Annotated in this window: 24 protein-coding genes; 16 read left to right on the forward strand and 8 right to left on the reverse strand. The window is 52.9% G+C overall.

Annotation, left to right across the window (positions count from 1 at the left end):
• The first annotated feature begins 28 nt into the window (after positions 1-28).
• The 5 genes from QLH52_RS11465 to QLH52_RS11485 all read left to right on the forward strand — a co-directional run bounded on the left by QLH52_RS11465 (position 29) and on the right by QLH52_RS11485 (position 3,885).
• Complete coding sequence (locus QLH52_RS11465; protein WP_319961631.1) at positions 29-484, forward strand: DNA polymerase III subunit chi; 456 nt, start codon at positions 29-31, stop codon at positions 482-484.
• A gap of 118 nt (positions 485-602) precedes the next feature.
• Positions 603-1,739 carry an efflux RND transporter periplasmic adaptor subunit gene (locus QLH52_RS11470; protein WP_101052689.1) on the forward strand — a complete coding sequence of 379 codons (1,137 nt, stop codon included), beginning with the start codon at positions 603-605 and terminating at the stop codon, positions 1,737-1,739.
• The gene (locus QLH52_RS11475; RefSeq protein ID WP_319961632.1) at positions 1,736-2,407 is read left to right on the forward strand and encodes an ABC transporter ATP-binding protein; all 672 of its coding nucleotides are present in this window, start codon (positions 1,736-1,738) and stop codon (positions 2,405-2,407) included. The genes QLH52_RS11470 and QLH52_RS11475 overlap by 4 nt, the downstream gene beginning before the upstream one ends.
• Positions 2,408-2,520: 113 nt before the next feature.
• A complete protein-coding gene (locus QLH52_RS11480) occupies positions 2,521-2,949 on the forward strand; it encodes a hypothetical protein (protein WP_319961633.1) in 429 nt (142 codons plus the stop codon).
• Positions 2,950-2,985: 36 nt separating this feature from the next.
• A complete protein-coding gene (locus QLH52_RS11485) occupies positions 2,986-3,885 on the forward strand; it encodes a hypothetical protein (protein ID WP_319961634.1) in 900 nt (299 codons plus the stop codon).
• Positions 3,886-3,987: 102 nt separating this feature from the next.
• Here the strand turns inward: QLH52_RS11485 and QLH52_RS11490 are convergent, their stop codons facing one another.
• Together QLH52_RS11490 and QLH52_RS11495 are read right to left on the reverse strand one after the other, a co-directional pair.
• Entirely contained in the window at positions 3,988-4,902 is a 915-nt protein-coding gene (locus QLH52_RS11490) for a DMT family transporter (RefSeq protein ID WP_319961635.1), read from the reverse strand.
• A gap of 151 nt (positions 4,903-5,053) precedes the next feature.
• Positions 5,054-6,019, reverse strand: coding sequence for a helix-turn-helix domain-containing protein (locus QLH52_RS11495; RefSeq protein ID WP_319961636.1), 966 nt, complete (start codon positions 6,017-6,019; stop codon positions 5,054-5,056).
• A gap of 299 nt (positions 6,020-6,318) precedes the next feature.
• Here QLH52_RS11495 and QLH52_RS11500 point away from each other — a divergent pair, with 299 nt between their 5' ends.
• The 6 genes from QLH52_RS11500 to QLH52_RS11525 all read left to right on the forward strand — a co-directional run bounded on the left by QLH52_RS11500 (position 6,319) and on the right by QLH52_RS11525 (position 12,790).
• A complete protein-coding gene (locus QLH52_RS11500) occupies positions 6,319-8,310 on the forward strand; it encodes a TonB-dependent receptor (RefSeq protein WP_319961637.1) in 1,992 nt (663 codons plus the stop codon).
• Positions 8,311-8,374: 64 nt separating this feature from the next.
• Positions 8,375-9,589, forward strand: a complete 1,215-nt coding sequence (locus QLH52_RS11505) for an amidohydrolase family protein (RefSeq protein ID WP_319961638.1) — start codon at positions 8,375-8,377, stop codon at positions 9,587-9,589.
• Positions 9,590-9,739: 150 nt separating this feature from the next.
• Positions 9,740-10,945 carry an ABC transporter permease gene (locus QLH52_RS11510; RefSeq protein ID WP_319961639.1) on the forward strand — a complete coding sequence of 402 codons (1,206 nt, stop codon included), beginning with the start codon at positions 9,740-9,742 and terminating at the stop codon, positions 10,943-10,945.
• 1 nt (position 10,946) lies between these two features.
• Positions 10,947-12,146: an ABC transporter permease gene (locus tag QLH52_RS11515; protein WP_319961640.1), complete on the forward strand. Its 1,200-nt coding sequence runs from the start codon at positions 10,947-10,949 to the stop codon at positions 12,144-12,146.
• 125 nt (positions 12,147-12,271) lie between these two features.
• Positions 12,272-12,547: a late competence development ComFB family protein gene (locus QLH52_RS11520; RefSeq protein WP_319961641.1), complete on the forward strand. Its 276-nt coding sequence runs from the start codon at positions 12,272-12,274 to the stop codon at positions 12,545-12,547.
• A 42-nt stretch (positions 12,548-12,589) separates the two neighbouring features.
• A complete protein-coding gene (locus tag QLH52_RS11525) occupies positions 12,590-12,790 on the forward strand; it encodes a hypothetical protein (protein ID WP_319961642.1) in 201 nt (66 codons plus the stop codon).
• 84 nt (positions 12,791-12,874) lie between these two features.
• On the opposite strand, the gene QLH52_RS11530 is transcribed toward QLH52_RS11525, so the two are convergent.
• From QLH52_RS11530 to speE, 4 genes are all read right to left on the reverse strand, one after another.
• Positions 12,875-13,570: an OmpA family protein gene (locus QLH52_RS11530; RefSeq protein ID WP_171697263.1), complete on the reverse strand. Its 696-nt coding sequence runs from the start codon at positions 13,568-13,570 to the stop codon at positions 12,875-12,877.
• Between the two features lie 35 nt (positions 13,571-13,605).
• Positions 13,606-14,043 carry an exosortase system-associated protein, TIGR04073 family gene (locus tag QLH52_RS11535; RefSeq protein ID WP_319961643.1) on the reverse strand — a complete coding sequence of 146 codons (438 nt, stop codon included), beginning with the start codon at positions 14,041-14,043 and terminating at the stop codon, positions 13,606-13,608.
• A gap of 163 nt (positions 14,044-14,206) precedes the next feature.
• Positions 14,207-15,121, reverse strand: a complete 915-nt coding sequence (locus tag QLH52_RS11540) for a GGDEF domain-containing protein (RefSeq protein ID WP_319961644.1) — start codon at positions 15,119-15,121, stop codon at positions 14,207-14,209.
• 251 nt (positions 15,122-15,372) lie between these two features.
• Entirely contained in the window at positions 15,373-16,218 is an 846-nt protein-coding gene (speE, locus tag QLH52_RS11545; RefSeq protein ID WP_319961645.1) for a polyamine aminopropyltransferase, read from the reverse strand.
• An 83-nt stretch (positions 16,219-16,301) separates the two neighbouring features.
• Here speE and speA point away from each other — a divergent pair, with 83 nt between their 5' ends.
• From speA to QLH52_RS11570, 5 genes are all read left to right on the forward strand, one after another.
• On the forward strand, positions 16,302-18,128 hold the full coding sequence (speA, locus tag QLH52_RS11550) for a biosynthetic arginine decarboxylase (protein ID WP_482194190.1): 1,827 nt from the start codon (positions 16,302-16,304) through the stop codon (positions 18,126-18,128).
• A 64-nt stretch (positions 18,129-18,192) separates the two neighbouring features.
• Positions 18,193-18,801 (forward strand): GDSL-type esterase/lipase family protein, encoded by a 609-nt coding sequence (locus QLH52_RS11555; protein ID WP_319961647.1) that lies wholly within the window; start codon positions 18,193-18,195, stop codon positions 18,799-18,801.
• 71 nt (positions 18,802-18,872) lie between these two features.
• A complete protein-coding gene (locus QLH52_RS11560) occupies positions 18,873-19,739 on the forward strand; it encodes an NAD(P)-dependent oxidoreductase (protein WP_319961648.1) in 867 nt (288 codons plus the stop codon).
• A gap of 16 nt (positions 19,740-19,755) precedes the next feature.
• Positions 19,756-21,075 carry a UDP-glucose dehydrogenase family protein gene (locus QLH52_RS11565; RefSeq protein WP_319961649.1) on the forward strand — a complete coding sequence of 440 codons (1,320 nt, stop codon included), beginning with the start codon at positions 19,756-19,758 and terminating at the stop codon, positions 21,073-21,075.
• Between the two features lie 620 nt (positions 21,076-21,695).
• Positions 21,696-22,169 (forward strand): hypothetical protein, encoded by a 474-nt coding sequence (locus tag QLH52_RS11570; RefSeq protein WP_319961650.1) that lies wholly within the window; start codon positions 21,696-21,698, stop codon positions 22,167-22,169.
• Between the two features lie 446 nt (positions 22,170-22,615).
• On the opposite strand, the gene QLH52_RS11575 is transcribed toward QLH52_RS11570, so the two are convergent.
• Positions 22,616-24,013 (reverse strand): amino acid permease, encoded by a 1,398-nt coding sequence (locus QLH52_RS11575; protein WP_319961651.1) that lies wholly within the window; start codon positions 24,011-24,013, stop codon positions 22,616-22,618.
• Positions 24,014-24,026: 13 nt separating this feature from the next.
• Positions 24,027-24,782: a pentapeptide repeat-containing protein gene (locus QLH52_RS11580; RefSeq protein WP_253734560.1), complete on the reverse strand. Its 756-nt coding sequence runs from the start codon at positions 24,780-24,782 to the stop codon at positions 24,027-24,029.
• Between the last annotated feature and the right edge of the window lie 185 nt (positions 24,783-24,967).

Consider the following 24,967-nt stretch of genomic DNA (forward strand, 5'->3'; position numbering starts at 1 on the left):
CTGCTACTTTCCGCAGGCTTAAAACGACATGACCGACCCCAGTCATTCGCCATCCCTCCCCGAAGTCAGCTTCTACGTGCTGGCGACCCACGACCAGCAACAACGCCAGGATTTTGCCTGCAAGCTGATCGAGAAAATCTACCGCAGCGGCCATTTTCCCTATGTGCTGACCGACTCGGCGGAGCAAGCCGAGCAAATCGATAAAGCCTTGTGGACCTTCCGGGCCGGCAGTTTTATTCCGCACCAAACCTATCGCGGAGAAATCCCGGCATTTACCGGCACCATCCTAATTGGTGGCGAAAACATTCCTGAGGGCTGGCAGAATATTGTCGTCAACCTATCCGGTTTGTACCCGCCGACCACCGCCCCGACCGAGCGCATCCTGGAAATATTGGACAACAGCGAAACGTGCAAACAGGCCGGCCGCCAGCGTTACCGGCATTACCAGCAAGCCCAACTGGCGATTACTACCCACAAAATGTAGGGTGGTCACGTGGCGAACTAGAAAATGCAACGAGGACTTCGCCCCGGTTATCGCCAGCCAAAGCAAAGCTCAGAAAAGTGGAATCCCAATTTGCACAACGCATCCGCCCTCTCGCGCCATGAAAAGTAAAACGCTGATTGTTGCCGCCTTGCTTATAGCTGTCACCGCACTATTTCTCTATAGCCGCCGCCCGCAGCCGGTGGCAGTGGAGGCTTACACTTTGGCGGAAGGCGAGGTGCGGGCGACGGTAGCGAATACCCGGGTGGGTACGGTCAAAGCGTGTCGGCGGGCCTATCTGGCGCCGGCGACCGGCGGGCAAGTGGCGCAGCTGCGGGTTAAGGAGGGCGACAAAGTCAAGCAGGGTCAGGTGTTATTGGAGGTTTGGAACCAGGACTTAAAAGCTCAGGTTGAACTGCAAAAAGCCCAGATCAATGCCAGCCGAGCCAGCGCCGAACAAGCTTGCCAATTGGCCGGTGGCGCGGAGCGGGAAGCGGCCAGGATGACGCAATTGCAAAAACACAAAAACGTGGTGTCTGTGGAGCAAGTCGATAAATCAGTGACGGGTGGCAAGTCGCAGCGCGCGGCATGCCGGGCCGCGCTGCAAGCCATTGAGGTGGCAGAGGCGCAATTGGGCGTGGCGGAAGCGGCGGTGCTGCGTACCTTGGTGAAAGCGCCGTTTGACGGCACGGTGGCGGAAGTGAATGCCGAATTGGGTGAATTTGTTACACCGTCGCCGCCGGGGATTCCAACCTTGCCGCCCATTGACTTGCTGGATGTCAGCTGTTTGACCGTTTCCGCGCCTATCGATGAAGTGGACGCAGCCAGCATCAAGACCGGCATGAGTGCTTGTGTGTCGCTGGATGCGTTTCCGGATAAGCGTTGTTCCGGCATTGTCACCCGCGTCGCGCCCTACGTGTTGGAAAAGGAAAAACAGGCGCGCACGGTGGAAGTGGAAGTGACCTTGCGCGATCCCAAAGATCTCGCGGAGCTGTTGCCGGGTTACAGCGCCGACATTGAAGTGTTGCTCAGTCAAAAAGAACGCACGCTGCGTTTGCCGGCCGAGGCGATTCTGGAGAATCATCGCGTATTGTTGATAGACGCAGACCATGTATTGCATGAACAGAGCTTCCAGCCCGGTTTATCCAACTGGAGTTTCACCGAAGTACTGTCCGGGCTGAAAGCGGGCGACCAAGTAGTAACGTCAGTTGGCAAGGAAGGCGTGGCGGCCGGCGTAACGGTCAGCGTCAAGCCATGATTCAGCTCAGTGGCATTCGCCGGGTATTTCAGGTTGGCGAGCAGACCGTACAGGCTTTGAACGGTATAGACCTGTCTATCGGGCCCGGCGAATATGTGTCGGTGATGGGGCCGTCCGGATCGGGCAAATCGACGCTGTTAAACATTGTCGCGCTGCTTGATCAGCCCTCGGCCGGCCAATACTTATTAAACGGCACCGATGTCACCCGGCAAAGCGATGACGAGCTGGCGCGGATTCGCCGCGACAATATCGGCTTTGTGTTTCAGTTTTTTCATTTGATTCCCAGGCTCACCGCAGCGGAAAACATCGAAATGCCGATGATTCTGGCTGGGGTCGATAGTAAGCAGCGCAAGCGGCGGGTGTTACAGGCGCTGACGTCCGTGAGTTTGCTGGAGCGTGCCGAACACAAGCCCAATCAATTGTCCGGCGGCCAGTTGCAGCGCATTGCCATTGCCAGGGCGATGATCATGCAACCTGGTATTTTGCTGGCCGACGAGCCAACCGGCAATCTGGACAGCAAATCCGGTCGAGACATCATCGAGCTGCTGGAGAATTTAAATCAGCAAGGTGTGACGTTAATCATCATCACTCATGATCAAAATATCGGCGGTAGAGCCAAGCGGCAGTTGCGCATTGTGGACGGCCGTTTGGCGGACGGCGCGGTTTAGTTTTTCATTTAGAACGGTGCTAAAAAAGCTTGGCGGCCATAACTTTGTCGTTAGAGTTTTCCTGGTTGTGCGATACTGTCAACAGAGTTGACACGCCAGTAGGCTGAGGAGGGATGATGGAGCGATATAGATTAAGTTTTTGTAATGCCATCAAGCTGGATGATGACTTGGCGGAGTTTATTGTCGATGAGGGAGTGGAACTCAATTTGGCGCTTGTCGACGAATATCATGCTTGGATCGTGGCGCATTTGCAGAGGCCCTATCTGCTGCTGGTGCACAAAGTAAACGCCTACCACTATGACTTCGCCTCGCAAACTGCTATGGGTACTTTGCTGGGTATTAAAGCGGCGGCATTTGTGGTGTATACCCATATTAGTCAGCTAACCACCCAAGTTATGTTGTCAATGCCGCGGGATGCCGATTGGGTTTATCGGATTTTCAATAATCGTGACGATGCGTTGATGTGGTTGGGAATGCAGCGGGAATCGAACGATCACGACGGAAAAACTTTAAAATCTACCTCTAAGTCATTAATTCGTTAGAATCTGTGTTTTCAGCCACAGATTGGGAAGTTTTTTGTGACTCAGCTCAAATATCGTTCTATTTTTACGCCAGCCAGCGACGAGCAACGGCAGGAAAATTTTGCTGATTATTGGCTGTTTACCCAACAACACGGCGGTGAGTTATTGGAAGCGGACCGGGATTTGGCTAAAAAGCGCGAACGATTGGCGTATTTTCAAAATAATCCGGTGCGCTTGCACAAGCCCTTAGAGGACCCGGAAGCATTTTATCGCAATTATGTGCAGATGGTGGACGATCCAAAATCCTTGGACAGGCTGACCTTGTTACTCTGCGGTATCTATAAATTTGCTCGCCACGAGTGGGTAGGTATCAAAGGCGCTTGGGATGTGGTGCCGGATATGGCTAATTCGCATAGCGTGGAAGACAAAATTTCCCGAGTGCATCTGGCCGAAGAGTTTTGCCATTGGCGTTTGTTTGATGAAATGCTGAAAACCTGCGGCTTAGAGCGGGTGGTATGGGAACCGTTGACCCCGTTTAAGGAAATGATCTACGAACAATTTCCCAAGTTGCCGGGGGTATTGATGGATACGCCGGCCTTCGTCACCGAGTTAATGGGCGTCAGCTTCTATTGTCATTTGTATCCGTTATTCGACGAGTTATTGGCCGACGAGCTGGAAGTTAGAGATCGTCTGAAAGCCTTGCTGGACGAAATCACCATCGACGAAGTCGCGCACGTCGGGCAACGCCGTAATTTCATCGGGCCGTTGGGCATTAAGATTGCCCGCTACCTGGTTAAGCCGTTTTACATACTGTTTTATCAGGACATTCCGGAAGTGGGCGAATTATTCGATGTCAAGCAAATGATCGCTCACGGCGAAGCGTTTGATTTTAATCAATTGCCGGACTACATGGTCGCCCGCAGTTGGGTTCCTTCTTATTGCAAGGTTGCCGCTTAAAATCTGGTCTCGAAAGCGACTGCCAATTCAGCAATGACATACCTTTGGTCAGGCGTTGCAAGCAACCCGGTATCTGAAGAACAGGCGTTTAGCCAGTTTGGCTTAACGCAGAAACGGCAACATCACCCCAAACACCAAAATCAGCGTAGTGCCGATCAGGGCGGTTTGGCCGGGAATTTGTTCGAATAGCAAGACGCTCCAGGCTAGGCTTAATACCGGGGCCAAATACCCTATGGAGCTCACCAAGGCTGCTGGCGCGGCTTGATAAGCCCGAGTCATATAATGTTGGGCACCGCTGCCCGACACGCCTACCAGGAGCAATAAGCCCCAACTTTCCGCCGAGCCCGGCAGGCGATAGCCATACCGCGCAAAATAAATGCCGTGTAACGCCAAGCCCACCAGGCAAAAATAGAAAATTACCGTTTGCGGTGTATTGCTGCGCCCGGCACGCGCCACCATCAAATAGGCCAGCGCCGACAACAGGCCGGCCAGCAAGGCCATGGCTTGTCCGAATAAGTTGTGGCTATTTTCGAAATCAAATAGCAGCGATACCCCACTGAACGAGCCGATAATGGCCAGCCAAACCAATAGCGAGTTTTTTTGGCCCAAAACCAGTGGCCCTAACAACATGACGAACACACCGCTGCTGGCGGTAAGAAACGCGCTTTCGCCGGGACCGATGCGGACGATGGCCGCGAATGACAGCATCAAGGCCGTGCTACCGAACAAGCCGCGCAACCACAGCGAGGGGCGGGCGTCGCCGAACAGGCCGAGCAGTCGGCCGCCGATCAGCGCCGGAATTGTCAGGATCAAGAAATTGGCCAGGATGCGGATAAAGCTGATCATGCTGGGCGGCAAGCCGGTATCGAATAGGCCGATGGCGTATGCGCCGGCGTTCATCACCGAAAACAACACACAAGCGACCAGCATATAACTCAGACCGAGGCGGCTGTTAGGCAGCGGCAAGATAGGCGTGGGAGTTTGGATGGTTTGCGGCTGATTAGTGTCGGCGGGCACTGGTGGCTTGGCTTAAGAGCGTCGGTAAGGGCGAATAGGTTGAGGATAGGGCCGTATCGGTTCGGCCTGACGGCTTGCGAGTCCAAAATGCACATCATTGCGCCGGCTACCGACGCACGGATTTGGTCAGCGTCGCAGGTATATTAACCTCTTAAGGTTTGGATGTGTGGTTTTTGGCGATATTGCCGGGGGATATTCCGAAATATTTGCTAAAAGCAGTGCTGAAATTGCTGGCGTGATTGTAGCCGACATAGGCGGCGGCAACATCGATTTGACAGCGGCTGGATTCTAATAACTGATAGGCGGTTTTCATGCGAATCTCTAATAATAAGCCGTACGGCGTCGTATTAAAAAAGTGATGAAACAATTGTTTTAATTTAAATTGATTGGTGCCGACACGTCTGGATAATTCGGCAACCGATGGCGGGTTTTTATATTCATTTAACAGAATGTTATGCGCGGCTTGGGCAATGGATTGGTCTTTTTTTGAAAATACCGGCGATGTCTTTCGATTATCTTGCCATAGATGGGTCATTTCCGCGGCTAATATCGACAAGGCTTGACCGTGCATAAATACATGTCTTGCCGGATTATTCGGGTCGCAATTTAATAGCTGTCGCGTGGCTATTAATGCCGTATTTGAAATGGGTTTATAACTTATTAAACTAATGCCGTTCTTATTAAAAAATCGCGTTGCGGTATTTTCGCCGAAGTATCGACTCAACCAAGATTTACTCATCGAGAACCGCACTTGGGCCATTGGATTATTGGCTTGATATTGGCGCTCGCCAATACTGGAGCTGAATGCGGTGATCGACGTATAGCCTTCATTAAAAGTAATTTCCTGGCCCTGCGCATCAACGAATCGCGATTGCCCTTGCATGCCCAAAGTCACCACCAGGCGAGGGTTATGCTGATCCATTCGGGTCAGAATGGCTAAATCCTGACTGGGCTGATAATGGGTTTCGATATAGTTCAAGTCTGGGTCGAGCGGAAATAATGTCGAGTAGCCTTTGCCTATGTCATCCGGCAGATACTCAGTCAGGCAATTGCCTTGCTGGCGGGATTGCAATTCGTCGTTTTTGATGCGCCAGCGTCCCGCCGTTTTCTTCGTCATGGCAATCCCTGTGTTGGTGCTAATAAGCAATTTTTATTTAAACTATGTTATTTGGCTTAATTAATAGTTGCTAAATAGGCCGCTGAGTTTTTTTGGATGAGGTAGTCGAAAATTCGGATATTACCGGCTGCTACTTATAGCATAAAAAATATTACTTTTAGCATATGAAAGTAACTCAGGCGGTTGCGAGTGATTCGTTAAAATCAGCATTGTGATAAACGCTTTCCATATTCGAACATTCAGCGATAAATGTTCGGTGGATAGGGTTTTATTTTTGCCGAATGTTGACTGGAATGATCATGAAATACGCCGTGCTGCCCTTACTGAATTTACCCAAATCCTTGCTGGTTTTTTTTGCGCTACTGCAAGCCGGTACTGCCGTCCTGGCAGAGGAAAAGACTGACCAGCTCGATTCCACCGAGGTAGTCGCCAACCCTGTTATCGAAGAAAATCATGTGGACGAGTTCTCCGGCGTATCTGCGGTCGTCACTGAAGAACAAATCCGCGACCAAAATGCATTGGATCTGGCGTCGGTCCTGAAACGAACGCCGGGCGTGCAGATCTCGCGTTACAACCCCGTCGGTGCGTTCGGCGGCGACCAGGGCGGTGCGGTGGCGATTCGTGGCCAGGGTGCCGGCCGGCCTGGTAGCGAGATCAAGACCTATATCGACGATATTCCTATGTATATGGCTACCTGGAACCATCCTTTGCTGGATTTGTTGCCCGTCAACGGCATGCAATCGATTACGGTTTACAAGGGCCCGCAGCCGGCTATCAACGGCAACAATTTCGGTTCGATCAATCTGCAAACCAAGGCTGCGGCGGAGGACGGTTTGCACGGTAGCGGCCGATTGTCTGGCGGCTTTTTCGGCACGATTACCGAGCAAGCCGATGTGCAAGGCAAGTACGGTGATTTCGATTTCTCGTTGGCACAAGGCTACGCCAAATCAGACGGCCATCGCCAAAATGGCTATGGCGAATTACGCAATGTGCTGGGAAAAGCCGGCTATCAGCTAAATCCGCAATGGCGTTCGGACGTGACGTTTCTCTACGCGGATAACCGAGCGGGCGACCCCGGACAATATGGGGTAACCCCGCCTATCGGCGAGTACGATACGGTTGCGGGTATGGTCGCCGCCAGCGTCAGCCACGCGCACGGCGATTGGCAGGGCAAATTTACTCTCTACCATAACGGCGGCGACGGTAATTGGTTGAGTCAAAATACCTACTTCACCGGCTTCGCTGACAACCGCTCGAATCTGCTCAGCCAATACAGCATGGACGGCTTTCGCTGGAAAGAACAGTTTTCGCCCTGGCAGGGCGGCACCTTAACGGCTGGGATAGATAACGAGTGGCTGAACGGTAAAGTGACTAACCTGGGTGCTCAAACCGGCAATCAAGTCTATCAATTCGCCACCCCCACGTTTAGACTCACCAGTCCTTACCTGGCCTTGAGTCACGATCTGGTGCTGAACAAAGAGTGGGTGATGGTCCCGTCTGTGGGCGTCCGTTTTTACGACCATAGCCACTACCAGTCCAAAGCCTCGCCGCATGCCGGTTTGTCATTTGTCTCCGACGATTTAACCGTGTTCGGCAACGTCTCAAACGGCGTCAACTATCCCGGCATTGACGCGGCGGCTAACTCAGGCGCCTTGTCGAACGTGCCGTTAAATCTATTTTCCGGCGGCTTTTTACCGAATTTTTCAGCCGACGGCTGGCAAAACTTGTCGCCTGAAAACGTCGATCATGCTGAAGTGGGTTTGAAAGCTTCGCCGTTCAAAAGTACGCAAATCGATCTGAGCTTTTTCATCGATAACGTCAAGAATCGCTACGTATTCGACTTAACCCAGGGTGCTTATATCAATTACGGCTCGTACTGGATGCGTGGCTTGGAAGCGTCGGTAAAACAAGACTTGATCGCCGACTGGAGTCTATTTGCCGGATTGACGCTACTCAACCCCAGCATCCCGAATTTGCCCTACACCCCGGAACAAGCGGTGACCGCCGGCATCAACGGCCCCATCGGTCCGCTGCGCTTTTCTTTCGATCTGCAATACCAATCAAGAACTTGGGCGTTGAATCGCGCCCGGAATGTCGGCGAGGTGAATAACCAACGTGTCGAAGCCTTTACTGTGGCGAATACCCGGCTGGCCTATCCGATTGCCGAGTTAGGCAAAAAAGGCGAAGTGTTTGTCAGCGTGGAAAACCTGTTCGACAAACGCTATGTCTATCGCCCTGGTTATCAAATGCCGGGTATTTGGGGGCAAATCGGTATTGCCGCCAGCTTCTAGGCGAGTTAATCCATATCCACTCGACAGCGCCGGCTTTCGCCGGCGCTGCTTTTTTGAAATAGCCATGAAATCTCAATCTAGTTTAAACCGTTGCCTCCAATTGCTTTCGGTGCTGGCGCTGACCTTGCCGGGCTGCGCCGCATTTGCCCAAGACCAAGCGTTGCTAATCTCGGCCGCGCGGGTTTTCGATGGCTATACGCTCAGAAACGATGCAGCGGTGCTGATAAGCGACGGCAAGGTCGCCAGGATAGACAGCCGGGATGCATTTAACGATAGCGATGCGCCTCGGCTTGAGCTAGGCGATGCCACCTTATTGCCGGGCTTTATCGAATTGCACGCGCATCTTAGCTACCAACACGTACCGGCTGATACCGTGCTGCGCCATGGCATCACCACGGTGCGCGATGTCGGCGGGCCGCTGCATCAGCCTTACGGTGGCGACGGCAGTTTAAGGCTGATGACGTCCGGGCCGATTATCACCGCGCCGGCAGGCTATCCGATCCCTAACCTGGGCGAAACTGACATAGCCATGCCGGTAGCCGACGCGCAGCAAGCGCGGCAAGCGGTGCGTAAACTGGTGGCCGGCGGCGCGGTAGTGATTAAAGTGGCGCTGGAGCCCGGCGGCGAAGCGGGCGCGCCTTGGTCTGGCGGACACACGCATGCACATTCCCACGCCTCTCACAGCAAAACCCACGATAAGCCCCGTAGTTGGCCGATGTTGGCACCAGCGGTGTTGGCGGCCATTGTCGATGAAGCCCATCTACTCGGTCGCCGGGTGGCGGCGCATCTTGCCGAGCCCAAAGGCGCACAATTGGCCCTGGATGCCGGTGTCGATGAATGGGCGCACACGCCTTGCGACAGCTTGCCGGACGCGCAATTGCAACGGGCCGCGGCACAGCAAGTCAGAATCGTCAGTACCATCGATACCCTGTCCAAATGTCCGGGCGTGAGCAGCAATGTCAGGCGCTTGGCCGAGTTGGGCGCGGAGTTTTTATATGGCGCGGAAATCGCTCACCCCGAAATTCCCTGGGGCATAGATGGGCAGGAATTGCTGTACCTGCAACATCTGGCCGGCATGACGCCGTTGGACGTGCTGCGGACCGCAACCTCCAAAGCGGGCCAATACCTGAATATGCCCTTGCTTGGCTCCTTATTGCCTGGCGCGCCGGCCGATCTGATCGCGGTAAAAGGTGATCCGACGCAAAAGCTTAAGTTGTTGGAATACCCTGATTTGGTGATGTCCGGCGGCAAGCTGATAATCAATTACTTCGAAAATTGATCGGTCCCGGTTCTATAGGGGCTCTGCTCAGCCTCTGGAAAACCTAAGCTCAAGGCTCTAATCCCGAGGTCTATGGAGTGCGTGCGTTTTAGCTGGGTATTTGTTGGCGGTTCCGGCTAAACTGCCGGCTAAGCTTGTTACCCAATCGCCATGCTCAGTAAAGACTTACTTCTTCAGGCCGGCAAAGCCATACAGACTCAACCCCTGCGCGCCGCACTGATTATTTTGGCGATGAGTATAGGCGTGGCTGCCGTGAATGTGTTGACTGCATTGGGCGACAGCGCTCGCAATTATGTGGTCCACGAATTCGAATCGTTGGGTACCCATCTGGTTATCGTCTTGCCCGGCCGCACCGAAACCACTGGCGGCCACCCACCCCTGTTCGGCGAAACCCCGCGCGATTTGACCTTGGATGATGCTGCTGCCTTATTCCGCAGCAAACACGTCGCGGCGATTGCCCCGGTCAGTATCGGCTCCGCGCCGGTATCGGTTGGCGGTCTGGAGCGGGAAACCAATATCATGGGCTCCACGCATGCCTTGCTGCGCGTGCGGCATCTCACCATGGCCCAAGGCCAGTTTCTGCCGGAGGCCGACGCCGATAAGGAAATCTCGGTGTGCGTGATCGGCAAAAAAATCAGCGAGGAACTGTTTGCGCATCAGCAAGCAGTCGGGCAATGGCTGCGCATCAACGACCGGCGCTTTCGCGTTATCGGCGTGCTGGCTAAAGAAGGTCAATCGATAGGCACCGGTTTCGACGAACTAATCATTGTGCCGGTGGCTTCCGCGCAAGCCTTGTTCGACAGCCATTCCTTGTTTCGGATTTTAATTGAAGCCCACTCTGAAGCGGCCATGTATAAGGCCGTCGACGAGGTCCGCAATATCATCAAGTTACGCCACGAAGGCGAGGACGATGTGACGGTGATTACCCAGGATAGCGTGGTGAATACCTTCGATAAAATCCTCGCCGCGCTGACTTTTACAGTGGCCGGTATTGCCGCGGTCAGTCTGGCGGTGGCTGGGGTGTTGGTGATGAATGTGATGTTGGTCAGCGTTAGCCAACGCACTGCCGAAATTGGTTTGCTGAAAGCCTTGGGTGCTACGCAAGGCCAGTTACAACGCTGGTTTTTATGCGAAGCGGCCTTGTTGTCGCTGGCCGGCGCGCTGGTCGGCAGCGTACTCGGTCAGTTCGGTATTTTGATCTTGCAGTGGTTGTATCCGAATTTTCCGGTTGCTCTGCCGATTTGGGCCAGAGTGTCGGCCTTGGCCGTCGCTTTAGTGACGGGGCTGGTTTTTGGGGTGTTGCCGGCCCGCAAGGCGGCGCGACTCGACCCGGTCGCGGCATTGGCGAGACGCTAAGATGAACTGGCTGGATTTAGCCAAACTGGCGTTACGCAGCATCAGCAGCCACAAGCAGCGCTCGTTGTTGACCGCCCTGGGCCTGATCATTGGTATCGCCGCGGTGGTGATTTTGACCTCCATAGGCCGCGGTATTCATAGTTTCGTGTTGGCGGAATTTACCCAGTTCGGCACGCATCTGATCGCGGTTTATCCCGGGAAAACCACCACCTTTGGCTTGTCCGGCGCCACCATCAGCACCGTGCTGCCTTTATCCACTGCCGATGCCGCCAGCCTGGAAAATCTGGATCACGTTTTGGCTGCCATGCCCATGGTACAGGGCAATGCTCGGATCGAGGCCGGCAACAAACAGCGCCGGGCCAATGTGTTTGGCGTCGGTGCCGCATTGCCGCAAGTATGGCAATTAAAAGTCGATAGCGGCCGCTTTTTACCCGACGATGGTCTGGATAATCCGCGCGCGTTCGCGGTGTTGGGCAGTAAGATGCGCACGGAATTATTCGGCAATACCCATCCCCTGGGGCAACGGATTCGCATCGGCAGCGACCGATTTCGGGTGATTGGGGTGATGCAGGCTAAAGGCCAGATGTTGGGTTTTGACCTGGACGATACGGTGTTCGTTGCCAGCGGCAAGGCCATGGAGATGTTTGATCGGCAGAGTTTGATGGAAATCGATTTGCTATACAGCAGTGAGACCAGCGCGGAAACGGTGGAGCAAGCCATCAAACGCCGCTTGATAGCGCGGCACGGTGCCGAGGATTTTACGATCGTTACCCAAAACCAGATGCTGGAAAAAATGGATTCGGTATTGAGTGTATTGACCTTGGCGGTGGCGGCGCTGGGTAGTATCTCGTTACTGGTGGGCTCGGTCGGTATTCTCACCATCATGACCATCGCCGTGTCGGAACGGGTATCGGAGATTGGTTTGTTGCGGGCTATTGGTGCCGAGCGTGGCATGGTGTTTAAGCTGTTTCTCGGCGAAGCGATGTTGTTGAGTCTGGTCGGCGGTTCCGGCGGCGTTTTATTGGGCGTGGCACTGGTAAAGCTCGCCGCTGCTTTCGTGCCGGCATTACCGGTGCAATTGGCCTGGAATTACATCGTCGCCGCTTTTGCAATTTCCCTATTTATCGGCATTGCGGCCGGTGTGGCGCCGGCCATCAAGGCCGCTAGATTGAACCCGCTGGAAGCGTTGCGGGCGGAATGAGCTATGCCCGCCGTAAAAAATGAGGGTAACCAGGGCCTCTGTCAGCGTGGCGAATGGCTTCGGCCAAGTCGGATTCTGGGCTATGCTTATCAACATTGGTAGCCAATGTTTTTTAAGAGGCGTTTATGCTGAATATTTGTAATTATTACGAGCGATTGGTGATAGACCGGCTTTGGAAGCTTGCTGAGCAGGCTGACGAGCCTTTCAGTCAAGCGTTTCAGGAAGACGTGGCCTGTCTGGCGCTGAACCAATTACCGCCGTGTTATGTGCGGAACACCATCGATAAGGGTATTAATGTCAGCGAGCAGCAATATCAGGAGATGGCCGGTGCTGTCGATATGGCGGTGGAGCAGGCGATAAAGCAGGTTTTGCGCCGTCCTCGCGAGCACCGCAATGATTGAGTTTTTGTCATTAACCTTTGACGTCGCCGATTCGGTAAAGCCATGAAAAACGCTTTGATTTTTTTACTAATAGCTGGCAGTTTGCCGGCTTGCGATTCTTCACCGCCAGACAAGGCGAATCCGCCAGTGGTGCCGCAGCCGCTGGCGGATGCAATCAAGCAACCCATGGATCAGGCCAGGGATGCGGAAAAGCAAATTTTTGAAAGCGCGGATCGGCAGAAACAGCAGGCAGACGAGATGTAAGGTGGGGCAGAGATTCGATAACCGATGTTATTGAATCTCTGCCGCCAAGTACCCTGCCGCTGGCGCGAGCAGGGTGGGTTGGGCTTACTTAAATTTAGGGCAGTCGAGATAGTCAGGATGCGCGGAAATAACCACGGCAACGCGATGATTCTGATCCGCCGTGTTATCGGGGCCACCCGCTTCGCCGATAGCTTTGGAGACCAGTTGCGAGGCTCTGGCACCGTTTTTAATCAGCAGTTCGGTAACGGATTTAGCCCTTCTTTCCGATAAGGCTTGGTTAGCCGCAGGTTTGCCCACTGTGTCGGTGGAAGCAGTGACAGTCGCTGTCGCATCGGGATGGTCGTGTAAAAAGTGACCGATATGGCTGATGGTGTCTTCCTTGGTTTTAAACGGCACATGGCTGCCGGTTTTAAAGTAGGCCACGGTTTCGTGAATGGTTTCCACGTGATGGTGGTTTTGCGAATGGACTTCGGTCAGCCATTGGCAATACTCTTTTTCCGAGGCCAAAACGTGTGCCGCAGCTGATTTTGCCGCCTCTTGCGCTTTCAGAGTCTCGTCGATGTTCCAGTAATAATCGTTTTGCCAATGTTTCAACACATGATTGGCGGTTTTCAAGTCCTGTTCAGCCGCTGAAGCATGCAGCAAAGCTTGGCCGTAATGACCTTTGGATGCAGCATCAATCTCAGCGCTGAGCCCGGCCACATCCTTTTTCGGAGTGGAACAGGCGGCCAGCGACAGAGCCATAACGGCAAGCGGGATGTATACGTATTTTTTTGTCATGATCTTATCCTCAATATCGAGCGGTATCGTCCGCGTTACTTGCCATGATCCAGCGTGTCGGTATAGCCGTGATCCAGCGGGCCGAAATGAGTCCAGTAGCCGGGGTAATGCAGACCGAAGTAACGGGTATCTTCGCTAAAACGATCCCAGACGTAGGGCGGAGAGATAAATTCATCGGTGGGAATCGGCGAGGCAATCAGCTCCGCTACGCCTATTACAGTGCGGCTGACGGTGTGAGCTACGCCACGCAGCAGACCCCAACTTGAACCCAGCAGAATGTTTTGGTCGTGAGTGATGTTGACCACGTTTTTAGGGATTTCGATAAAACTGAAGGCGGTGTTAGCAAAGCCTTGGCTAACTCTGGAAGTGAAACCTGCCAGATAACCCGGATGGTTTTCGTCTGCATTTGCCATTTGGCTGGCCAATAATGCACCTGACAGCAAACAGGTGGTGAGGAATTTATTTTTATTCATGTTAGATACTCCCGTGGTGTTACAAATTTAATTCTACGTAGCATGCCTAAGCATAGCAGCAGAACGCCGAAAACACTGGAAGTTGGACAGTAACGCACGGCGCGGATAAATGCAAATACCTTATGAAGCCAGGTGTTTGTATTGGCCGGCTGGCAAGCTAAAGTTATCGGGCGTCGATTTCTACGCGATTTCGGCCGTTTTTCTTGGCGCGGTAAAGGGCGTCGTCGGCTGCTTGAATAATGGCTTCCAGGGAGGTGTCGGCCATTATCCGGCACGAGCAGACGCCAATCGACAGGGTGGTCGGTATGGGCTGATTTTGGTATTGAAACGCATGCCGCATCACCGTCAGTCTGATGCGCTCCGCCAACGTGGTTGCGGCATCGCTGGAAATGTCACGCAACAACATGATGAATTCTTCGCCGCCGTAGCGGGCCAGGAAATCCTCCTGGCGCATTTCCGCATTCAGGATTTTCGCCAGTTCTTTAAGGACCTGATCGCCGGCGAGGTGGCCGAAATTGTCGTTGGTGCGCTTGAAATGGTCGGCGTCGCACATCATCACCGTTAATCGGGTTTCGTTGCGTTTACAAAAAGACAATTCCTGTTGCGCGCGCAGCATGAAGGCGTTGCGGTTCAGAATGTTGGTCATCGCATCCAGATTCGCCGCCGCGTATAGCGCCTGTTCGGATTTGGCTTCGTTGGCGCGTTTGTAATCGATTTTTAAGTAAGTGTCGCCCAACAGGATTCGGTCGAGTAATTCGAGTTTATGTTTTGCGACCCGCTTGCCGTTGACGTAAGTGCCGTTGGTGGAGTTTAAGTCTTCCAGCAGGATATGCTGGTTTTGTACCCAAAGTCTGCCGTGGCGCCGGGAGACCTTAGGGTCGGGAATCAGAATGTCCACGGCCGGTTCGCGGCCCAACACATGCTGATGATGGTGCAATTTGTATTGCTTGCCTTGATCGCTACCGGATAACACCACCAAATACGGCTCCAGCTCCGAAGTGTCACGACTGTTTTCGGATAATTTGCCGATTAAGGTGTTGGACAAGATTAACTGAGTTTTGTCGGGAGGCGTGGTCATCGGGCGAGTCCTAATCATCTCCTGGCTTGGGTAATGAAATATGCTTTTGGGGCGTTATTCGGGCAGTTGCGAGATTATCTTGTCGATCAGGCGCGCTGTAAGAAACCTCCTACAGAGCCCAGTGTCGCAGATAGGCGGATGGCTAGCAAGGGATGTAAGCATGTGGCCAAACGATTTGAGGCCATGTTCAGCGTGGCGCGGTAAGAACTGCTCAGCGGAGCCGAAGCGCGTGGCTTCGGCTCGAGCAATGGTTAAGCGAAGGCTTTTTTGAAAAACTCCGGCATCGCCAGACTGGCTTTGTGGATGTCGCTGTTGTAATAAACGGTTTCGAAGCCTTTGTTGGCTGCGTCCTGCTCGCGGAATGCGGACAAGTCGGATTTGCTGGCCATCGTCGCGCTCCACCAGCCGGATGGATAAATGCATTGCGGGAAGAATACGGTTTGGAAGTTTGCAAATCCGCCTGCTTTCATTTCATCGCGCATTTCCTTGAGAATTTTCATATGCAGCAGGGCTGATTCGCTTTGTTGCACGACGATACCGTTCTCACTCAACGCTCTGAAACAATCTTTATAAAAATCGGCGCAGAACAAGCCCTCAGCAGGGCCGACAGGATCGGTGCTGTCGACGATGATGATGTCCACGCTATTCGGCGCGGCTTCCTTTACCCATTTGATGCCGTCGATGAATTTCAGGTCGGCGCGCGGATCGTTGTTGGATTCGCACAACTCCGGAAAATAGATTTCCGCCAAGCGGGTGACGCGCTCGTCGATGTCGATTTGCACGGCCTTTTCGACGCCTGGGTGTTTCAATACCTCACGCAAAGTACCGCAGTCGCCGCCACCGATGATCAATACATTTTTCGGATTGGGATGGGTGAACAATACCGGATGGCTGATCATTTCGTGATAAAAGAAATTATCCCGAGTCGAGACCATGGTGCAGCCGTCGATCACCATTAGATTACCGAACTGTTCGGTTTCGTAGATTTCCAGAAACTGAAATTTGGATTGCTCCTCGTGCAGTTTGCGTTTGATTTTTAACGAGAAGGCCGAACCGGAAGGCTCTTGGGCTTCGCTAAACCATTGATCGTCGAGCATGGGAAAGTCCTGTAAAAAGTCATATAACGTTCATCATTATACTTTAGAATTTCTACCTCTTTATGACAGTTAGGATACCGCGCGTGCCGACACAACCCTGGTCGATTGAACAATCCAAGCAGCTTTACGCTATTCAGCAATGGGGTAACGGTTATTTTTCAATTAACGACCAGGGCCATGTCTGCGTGAAGCCGCAAGCCGATTGCGCGACCGAAATCGATCTGTTCGACATTGCCCAGGCCTTGCGGGGCAAGGGCTTGAACTTCCCGGTGCTGGTGCGGTTTACCGATATTTTGTGCGACCGCATCCGCCAGCTGCAGCAGGCCTTCGACCAAGCCAGAGCCGCGAACCATTACAGCGGCCATTACACGCCGGTCTATCCGATCAAGGTTAATCAGCAAGGCAATGTGGTGGAAAGCATTGTTGCCGCCGAGCATATCGGCCTGGAAGCTGGCAGCAAACCGGAATTGTTGGCGATTTTGGGATTGGCCAAACCTGGTGGCACCATCGTCTGCAACGGTTACAAGGACCGGGCTTATATCCGCATGGCTTTGATGGGCCAGTTAATGGGCTTGTCGGTATTCATCGTCATCGAAAAGCCCTCCGAGCTGGAGATGATCATCGAAGAAGCCGCCAAGTTACAGGTGACGCCGTTGATCGGTTTGCGGGTGCGTTTATCGACTATCAGCGCCGGCAAATGGCAGAACAGCGGCGGCGAGAAATCCAAGTTTGGTTTGCACGCCAGTGAAGTGTTGCAACTGATTGCCCGTTTGCAACAAGTGGACATGCTGCACTGTTTGCAGTTGATGCACTTTCATATGGGTTCACAAATCGCCAATATCCACGACATCAAACTGGCCTTAAAAGAAGCCGGCCAGTTTTACCTGCAATTGCATCAATTGGGTGCCAACATTACCACGGTCGATGCCGGTGGCGGTTTGGGCGTGGATTACGACGGCAGCGGTTCGCGACGGGAATGTTCGATCAACTACAGCGTCAACGAGTACGCGGAAAACATCGTCCGCGCCTTTGCGGACGTGGCTCAGCAGCACGGTCTGCCGCAGCCCAATATCATCACCGAATCCGGCCGGGCCATCACCGCGCATCATGCGGTGTTGATTACTAATGTTACCGAAGTTGAAAGCCTGCAAGGCGCGGCGACGGCGGTGGCGATTAGCGGGCAAAATATCGCCGAGGCTTATCACAATGCCCAATTCAACATGGCTGAAGCCCGTGCCCAGTTCGTGCAAGGCGATTTGTCTTTGACCGATCTGGCCGAAGCCGAAAAGCACTATGTCAGTTTGTGTCAGCAAATTCAGCGCGAGCTGAATCTGGATAACCACCATCACCGGGAAATTTTGCAGGAACTGGATGAAAAACTGGCGGACAAGGTGTTCTGCAATTTCTCCTTGTTTCAATCAATGCCGGACATTTGGGGCATTGACCAGATTTTTCCGATCATGCCGATTCATAATCTGCAGCAGCAACCCAACCGGCGCGCGGTCCTGCAAGACTTAACCTGCGATTCGGATGGCCGTATCGATCAATACGTCGATCATCAGAACATCGCCAATACCATGCCGCTGCATACCATTACCGAAGATCAGGACTATCTGATCGGCTTTTTCATGGTCGGCGCGTATCAGGAAATTTTGGGTGATATGCACAATCTATTCGGCGACACGCATTCGATTAACGTCGAGTTGGACGAGCAAGGCTATCGTTTCGGCGATTTCATGGAAGGCGAGGATGTCAGCGAACTGCTGGATTATGTGCATATCAATACCGAAGCGTTAAAAACCGCCTACCGGCAAAAGTTGAGCGTCAGCGGATTAACGGCTGCGCAAAAGCAGGCTTTCGAGCAGGAGCTGTTGGCCGGACTGAATGCTTATACCTACCTGGAAAAATAGCTAAGGCGATAGAAGGATAGATAAGGGTGCTGCGCCCCAGGCGCTTAAAGGATCGAGGGCGAGCATGAAAATAGTTCTGATGGTTGTGGCATTGCTATTCGGTGGTATGGCTTGTAATAAATCAAAGCCAGCCTTAAGCAAGCTGCCGGATAACGCCGTCATTCTGGCCTTTGGCGATAGCTTGACTTATGGAACCGGTGCTTCGGCCCAGCATGATTACCCCAGCATACTCACGCAACTGACCGGCCGCGAGGTCATTAATGAAGGTGTTCCTGGAGAAATCAGCAGTGCAGGCCGGCAGCGCTTACCGGCATTGCTGGATGAATACAGGCCCGATCTATTAATTTTGATACACGGCGGCAACGATATTTTGCAACAAATCGCGGCGGAACAAACCCGCGACAATCTGAAAGCCATGATAGCCGAAGCCAGGCAACGCAATATCCCGGTAGTGATCTTCGGTGTGCCGGCGTTTGGGATCGTGTTTTTACATAGCGCGAAAATTTATGAAGAGCTGGCTGCATCTGAAGGCGTGCCGAGCGATCTGGATAGTTTGCCTAAGATTCTGGCAAATAACGAGCTTAAGTCGGATACGGTCCATCCTAATGATAGGGGGTATCGGCTTTTGGCGGAAAATGTTGTCGCGTTATTGCAAAAACACGGCGCGTTGTAATCGTCCGCGCGGTCTGTTAGTACCCAACTAAGACGCTATAATGGTCCAGACAATATTTCGGGGGATATAACATGCGGGTAGGCTTGATCGGATTGGGGGCAATGGGCCAGGGCATGGCGCGTAATCTTGCCAAGGCCGGCTACTTAACCGCGGTTTACAATCGGACCTTTAGTAAAGCCGAGGCATTGGCGGCGGAATTGCAAATCCAGGCTTGCGAGACTATCGAACAACTGGCCGGTCAAGTCGATGTCGTGTTGATCTGTGTGTCGGCGGATAAAGACGTATTGATGGTGGTGGATGCAGTCGCTAAAACCGTTCGCCCTGGTAGTGTGGTGGTGGATATGTCCACTGTCAGCAGTGAAACAGCGATTGTCGCGGCGCAAAAACTTGCGGAGAAGAATGCCGCATTTCTGGATGCGCCAGTGTCCGGCGGCGTGGAAGGCGCCAACAAAGGCACGTTGGCCATGATGGTCGGTGGCAGTGCGCAAACCTTGGAGCGGATTCGGCCCGTGTTGGCGGCCATGACCGCACGTATCGAACACCTGGGCGATGTCGGTGCCGGGCAAGCCTGCAAGGCAGTGAACCAGATTATGTGTGCGGGGATTAACCAAGCGGTGACCGAAGCTTTGGCGTTTGCGGAAGCGCAAGGTTTGCCGATGGACAAAGTCATCGAGGTCGTCAGCGGCGGGGCGGCCGGTAACTGGTTTTTACAGCATCGCGGCAAGACCATGACGCAACACCAATTTCCCCCCGGATTTAAACTGGCGCTTCATCATAAAGACTTAAAAATAGCCCAGCATATGGCGCAGCATGCCGGCGTAGGTTGTCCGCTAACCATCGCCACGCTGGCGGATTATGCCAAACTGATGGCCAAGGGTTATGGCGACGAGGATATTTCCGCGTTGTATCGATTAAAACAGAAACGATCTTCCAATTAGTTTACAAGGTGTAACGATGAAAATTACGGTGTTTGGCAGTGGATATGTGGGTTTGGTGACGGGCGCCTGTTTGGCCGAAGTGGGCAATCAAGTGCTGTGTATGGATGTGGACCAGCGCAAAATCGACCAACTTAAACAAGGCATCATCCCGATTTACGAACCGGGTTTGGATGAAATGGTCAAGGATAATGTCGCCGCCGGCCGCTTGAGCTTTACCACCGACGTCAAAGAAGCCGTGGATTTTGGCTTGTTTCAATTCATCGCCGTCGGTACGCCACCGGACGAGGACGGTTCGGCCGACTTGAAATATGTGTTGGCAGTGGCGAAAAGCATCGCCGAACACATGAGCGATTACAAAATCGTCGTCGATAAATCCACTGTGCCGGTCGGCACCGCTGACAAAGTTAAACAGGCCATCAAGGACGTTTTGTCCGAGCGCAGTCAGGAATTGGAGTTTGACGTCGTCTCCAATCCCGAGTTTTTGAAAGAAGGTTCGGCGCTGGACGATTTCATGAAGCCGGACCGCATCATCATCGGCACCGACAACCCCAGAACTGCCGAATTGTTGAAAGCGCTTTACGCGCCATTCAACCGTAGCCGCGAGCGGGTGATCACGATGGACATTCGTTCCGCCGAACTGACCAAATACGCCGCCAACGCCATGCTGGCGACCAAAATCAGTTTCATGAACGAATTAGCCAACCTTGCGGAACGATTGGGTGCGGATATTGAAAATGTCCGGCACGGCATAGGCTCCGACAGTCGTATCGGTTATAGCTTTATTTATCCCGGCTGCGGCTATGGCGGCTCCTGCTTCCCGAAAGACGTGAAAGCCCTGGAACGCACCGCGCGCGATTACGGTTATCAAGCCGAATTGCTCAGTGCGGTGGAAAACGTCAATGACCGGCAAAAGCACCGCTTATTCGAGAAAGTTTCCACGCATTATCCAAACGGCGTGAAAGGCAAAACCTTTGCGTTGTGGGGCCTGGCGTTTAAACCCAACACCGACGACATGCGCGAAGCCCCAAGCCGGGTGTTGCTGGAAGCCTTGATTGATGCCGGTGCCACAGTGCGAGCCTACGACCCGGAAGCAATGGAAGAAGCGCACCGTATCTACGGCGATAAAGCCGGATTGGTGTACTGCGCCAAGCAGGCGGACACTCTAAGCGACGTGGATGCATTGATTATCGTCACCGAATGGAAACAGTTCCGCAGCCCGGATTTCGACGATTTGGGTCGCTTGTTGAAAGACAAGGTGATCTTTGATGGGCGGAATATGTATGAGCCTAGGTTGGTTAAGCAGTTTGGGTTGCAGTATTACGCGATCGGGCGCTAATACTCCCTCTCTTGCTGGAGAGGGGCGGGGTGAGGAGATTTTGGTGTCGCTAGCGCGACGGTTTATTTAATGTCGGTTCGCGGACCGACAACCGCGATACTTTCTTTTGCTTGACCAAAAGAAAGTATCCAAAGAAAAGGCCACCCGGATGCCGCTTATTCCCTGCGCTCCGAAGCTTTCGCCGGGGGTTGACGAAAGGGGCTTCCTGCCCCTTCGTCAACGTGCGGCATCCCTGCCGCACCCCTTCGGGCTATTCCCGCCGAAAGCTCCGGTGCTCGGCGCGGCATACGGGAGAACCCCTGCCCCAAATCCGCAGCTTATTGTTTACGAGTTTTTTTGGGCGCATTAGCGATAGCGTAATGCGCCGAATGCTTTAAGGCCAACATACGGCGCAATACGGCTGCGCCTATTGACGCCCTACGAATTGCGCCTTACGGCCTTCCGACGGTTATTAAGTTTTGGGCGAGTTGGGTTTTGCATTGCTCTGCCCAGCCCAGCCTAGGAACCCATGGTTTGGCAGGATTGGATTATAATGAAAATCTGCAATATTTAAACTGAAGTTTGGCTTTACTTAACCAAACGTTTAAAAGAGCCCTTATTTGGAAATTTCAAGGAAAATAATGTTGGATTCAAATCATATTAAACATGATATACGTGATGAAATCCTAGAGGACTTCACAAAAGATTTTATAAAAGTTATGTCAGAAGATTATGGAGTTGACAAAAATTACTCTCTGAGAGCCGCAAGCGTTATTGTAAATATGCTTAAAAATATCGATAAGATACAAGTACCTTGTATAGATATATTGGATTACATGGCAGTGCTTCATGGTAAGGATTTGGATGTTTTTGAACATATTGATATTAAAGAATTTTTTTATTGGTTGAATGGGGTAATAGCTAATTGGTTTTGCAAGACAACCAAACAAGAAATGTTTTGTTATTTATACGAAAATTTGATTTATATTATGGACCCAACTCAGGAAGCTGAATATCATCCAGCATCAAATATAAATGATTGGTGGGATAGTTTACGCTATTGCAATTCTTTTGGAGAATCCCCTTTTTTCCTCGCACTTATCAAGGATTTTTAAAGTCCGTAAGATACTCTGCTCCAAGTCAAAAAAATGCCATCACTTTTTGATCTCTTTCCCACGCGGTGAGTGGGAAAGAGATATTGCGGCAATCAACTTTCAAATTACGGGATGGTTTTCTCCCGTATGCCGCGCCGAGCACCGGAGCTTTTGAACGGATTAGCCCGTTAGGGGTGCCGCAGGGATGCGGCGCGTTGCCGAAGGGGCAGGAAGCCCCTTTCGGCGACCCCGTTCAAAAGCGAGGAGCGCAGGGAACAAGCGGCATCTGGGCCGCCTTTTCTTTGGATACTTTCTTTTGGCGGAGCAAAAGAAAGTATCTCGGCCGTCGGGCCGAGACTCGACATTAAAATCAGCCGTCGCGCCAGCGACACATTAATTTGGAGATTTAAGCCCGCTATCCATGGCTCTGGATGCCCGCATCCCGGCGGGCATGACGCCATCCAAAGCTAAGAAGACCGCAACTGACTATGCTTCACCCCATACCCAAAATAAATCAAAAACCCAATCACCAGCCAAACGAATAACCGAATCCACGTATCAATCGGCAAGCCCGCCATCAAACTCAAACACACCAAGATCCCGCCAATCGGCACGTAAGGCACGGCCGGGCATTTGAAGTGGCGTTCCATTTCCGGATGGCTGTTGCGCAGGATCCAGACGCCGCCGCACACCAGTACGAACGCGAACAAGGTGCCGATACTAACTAGTTCGCCGAGTTTTTCGATAGGCATGAAGCCAGCCAGCAAAGACACGGCTACGCCGACCAGTATGGTCGATAAATGCGGTGTTTGATATTTGGGATGCACCTGCGCGAATAGCGGTGGTAACAATTGATCCTTAGCCATCGAGAAGAAAATCCGGCTCTGGCCCATCAACAACACCAACATGACCGAAGTCAAACCGGCGATGGCGGCTATTTTAATGATCGGTGACAGCCAGCCCATGCCGACATGATCGACCGCCAGCGCAATGGGTGCCGGGACGTTGAGTTCGGTGTAGGAAATGATGCCGGTCAATACACCTGCCACCAGAATGTATAGCAAGGTGCAGACCGCCAATGAGCCGATGATGCCGATCGGCACGTCGCGTTGCGGGTTGATGGCTTCCTGGGCGGCGGTGGAAACCGCATCGAAGCCGATATAGGCAAAGAAAATTACTCCGGCTCCGGTCAAGACGCCGCCAAACCCGAATGGCATGAAGTTGGACCAATTCTCCCCGGTTTCGATGTGTTGGGAGCCGGCGACGATGAATACGATGATCACCGACAATTTGATCAGTACCATGACGAAATTGAAAATGGCTGATTGGCGGATGCCGATCACCAACAGGCCGGTCAGCAATAAAATAATTGCCACCGCTGGCAGATTGATGAAGCCGGCCGCGGGGTTGGCCAGATAGGCCGTGGTGAGATAAGTGGGTAAATGTACGCCAAAATTTTCCAGAAAGCTGGTGAGGTAGCCGGCCCAGCCTATTGCCACCGTGCTGCTGGCCAGGGCGTATTCCAGGATTAAATCCCAGCCTATGATCCAGGCCATCAGTTCGCCCATCGTCGCGTAAGCGTAACTGTAGGCACTGCCGGAAACCGGAATCATCGCCGCCAGTTCGCTGTAACACATGGCCGCCAGGCCGCAGGCGATGCCGGCCAGAATGAACGATACTACGATGGCAGGACCGGCATATTTAGCGGCGGCGATGCCGGTCAACACGAAGATGCCGGCGCCGATCACCGCGCCTATGCCCAGGATGGTCAAGTCTTTGGCTGTCAGTGTTTGCTTTAAGCCGTGCTGAACATCGGTCAAGGCTTCGACGGATTTGCGTTGCAGTAATTGCTTGGGGATTTGCATGAATTGGTCTCGATTATTTGGAAGAGGTGGGCTTGACGGAATCGGGCAGGTTTTGGGCGCCATCGAAGCGGGTTCCGGTCGTCACGGCCTCGGTAAAAATCGCGTCATGCAATTTGGCTTGCGAGAAATTGGCGTTGGTCAGATTGGCCCCGGTCAGATTGGCGCCGTCCATTTCGGCGGAATACAGATCGGCGTTTTGTAAGTTGGCGTTATTCAGTTTGGCGTGCTTCAACATGGCTCGGCCGAGTTGGGCGTTGCTGAGATTGGCGCCGGTCAAATTGGCGCCTTTCAAGCTGGCGCGCATCAAGCCCATGGATTGATTTTTCATGTCCGCCGCCCATTGCACATTGCTGAGATTGGCGTGGCTTAAATTCGCGCCGTCCATGATCGCCACCACCCGGCTACCGCTCATATCGGCGTTGCTGAGGTCGGCGTGCATCAGGCTGACGCCGAAGATGCTGGTGTTGGCTAGATTAGCGGCGCTGAGCTTGATATTGGTCATCACCGTCAAATCCAGCGTCAGGCCTTGCAGATTGCTTTTATTCAGATTGGAGCGTCGCAGGTCGGCGCCCCATAAGTCGGCATTCCGAAAATCCAGATTCGACAAGTCCAGGTCGGTTAGATCCTTACGGCGCAGGTCGGCGGGGTGTTGCTTGTCGGCCTTGGCCAGCATTTGCTCGACTTGGGCGCGGGTGAGATCGGCGGCATGGGCTATGCTTTGACTCGCCAGAAATAGCGCTAGAAATGTTTTGATCGATAAGTTTGTCATTAAAACCTCCGCAATATTGTCATTGTTGATTCGGATAATCCGCTTGGCAGGACCGTATTGTCGTTGATAGTAACAGGGTCACAGACAGACTCAACGAGAAAAATGCTGCCCGGATTGTACTTGGATTTTTCTGGGGATTAAGCGGGACGCGGCCAAGGGAGGTTGTGGGTGGCCGCGCGGGCCCA

The organism is Methylomonas defluvii, assembly GCF_033949435.1.
Classification (GTDB): domain Bacteria; phylum Pseudomonadota; class Gammaproteobacteria; order Methylococcales; family Methylomonadaceae; genus Methylomonas; species Methylomonas defluvii.

Bases quoted from the DNA above. Each gene is read 5' to 3' on its own strand.
- QLH52_RS11555 (WP_319961647.1), top strand. From the start codon at position 18,193: ATGAAAATAGTTCTGATGGTTGTGGCATTGCTATTCGGTGGTATGGCT.
- QLH52_RS11475 (WP_319961632.1), top strand. From the start codon at position 1,736: ATGATTCAGCTCAGTGGCATTCGCCGGGTATTTCAGGTTGGCGAGCAG.
- QLH52_RS11465 (WP_319961631.1), top strand. From the start codon at position 29: ATGACCGACCCCAGTCATTCGCCATCCCTCCCCGAAGTCAGCTTCTAC.
- QLH52_RS11515 (WP_319961640.1), top strand. From the start codon at position 10,947: ATGAACTGGCTGGATTTAGCCAAACTGGCGTTACGCAGCATCAGCAGC.
- QLH52_RS11580 (WP_253734560.1), bottom strand. From the start codon at position 24,782: ATGACAAACTTATCGATCAAAACATTTCTAGCGCTATTTCTGGCGAGT.
- QLH52_RS11530 (WP_171697263.1), bottom strand. From the start codon at position 13,570: ATGACAAAAAAATACGTATACATCCCGCTTGCCGTTATGGCTCTGTCG.
- QLH52_RS11535 (WP_319961643.1), bottom strand. From the start codon at position 14,043: ATGAATAAAAATAAATTCCTCACCACCTGTTTGCTGTCAGGTGCATTA.
- QLH52_RS11505 (WP_319961638.1), top strand. From the start codon at position 8,375: ATGAAATCTCAATCTAGTTTAAACCGTTGCCTCCAATTGCTTTCGGTG.
- QLH52_RS11565 (WP_319961649.1), top strand. From the start codon at position 19,756: ATGAAAATTACGGTGTTTGGCAGTGGATATGTGGGTTTGGTGACGGGC.
- QLH52_RS11520 (WP_319961641.1), top strand. From the start codon at position 12,272: ATGCTGAATATTTGTAATTATTACGAGCGATTGGTGATAGACCGGCTT.
- QLH52_RS11500 (WP_319961637.1), top strand. From the start codon at position 6,319: ATGAAATACGCCGTGCTGCCCTTACTGAATTTACCCAAATCCTTGCTG.
- QLH52_RS11495 (WP_319961636.1), bottom strand. From the start codon at position 6,019: ATGACGAAGAAAACGGCGGGACGCTGGCGCATCAAAAACGACGAATTG.
- QLH52_RS11525 (WP_319961642.1), top strand. From the start codon at position 12,590: ATGAAAAACGCTTTGATTTTTTTACTAATAGCTGGCAGTTTGCCGGCT.
- QLH52_RS11540 (WP_319961644.1), bottom strand. From the start codon at position 15,121: ATGACCACGCCTCCCGACAAAACTCAGTTAATCTTGTCCAACACCTTA.
- QLH52_RS11510 (WP_319961639.1), top strand. From the start codon at position 9,740: ATGCTCAGTAAAGACTTACTTCTTCAGGCCGGCAAAGCCATACAGACT.
- QLH52_RS11560 (WP_319961648.1), top strand. From the start codon at position 18,873: ATGCGGGTAGGCTTGATCGGATTGGGGGCAATGGGCCAGGGCATGGCG.
- speE (WP_319961645.1), bottom strand. From the start codon at position 16,218: ATGCTCGACGATCAATGGTTTAGCGAAGCCCAAGAGCCTTCCGGTTCG.
- QLH52_RS11575 (WP_319961651.1), bottom strand. From the start codon at position 24,013: ATGCAAATCCCCAAGCAATTACTGCAACGCAAATCCGTCGAAGCCTTG.
- QLH52_RS11570 (WP_319961650.1), top strand. From the start codon at position 21,696: ATGTTGGATTCAAATCATATTAAACATGATATACGTGATGAAATCCTA.
- QLH52_RS11480 (WP_319961633.1), top strand. From the start codon at position 2,521: ATGATGGAGCGATATAGATTAAGTTTTTGTAATGCCATCAAGCTGGAT.
- QLH52_RS11470 (WP_101052689.1), top strand. From the start codon at position 603: ATGAAAAGTAAAACGCTGATTGTTGCCGCCTTGCTTATAGCTGTCACC.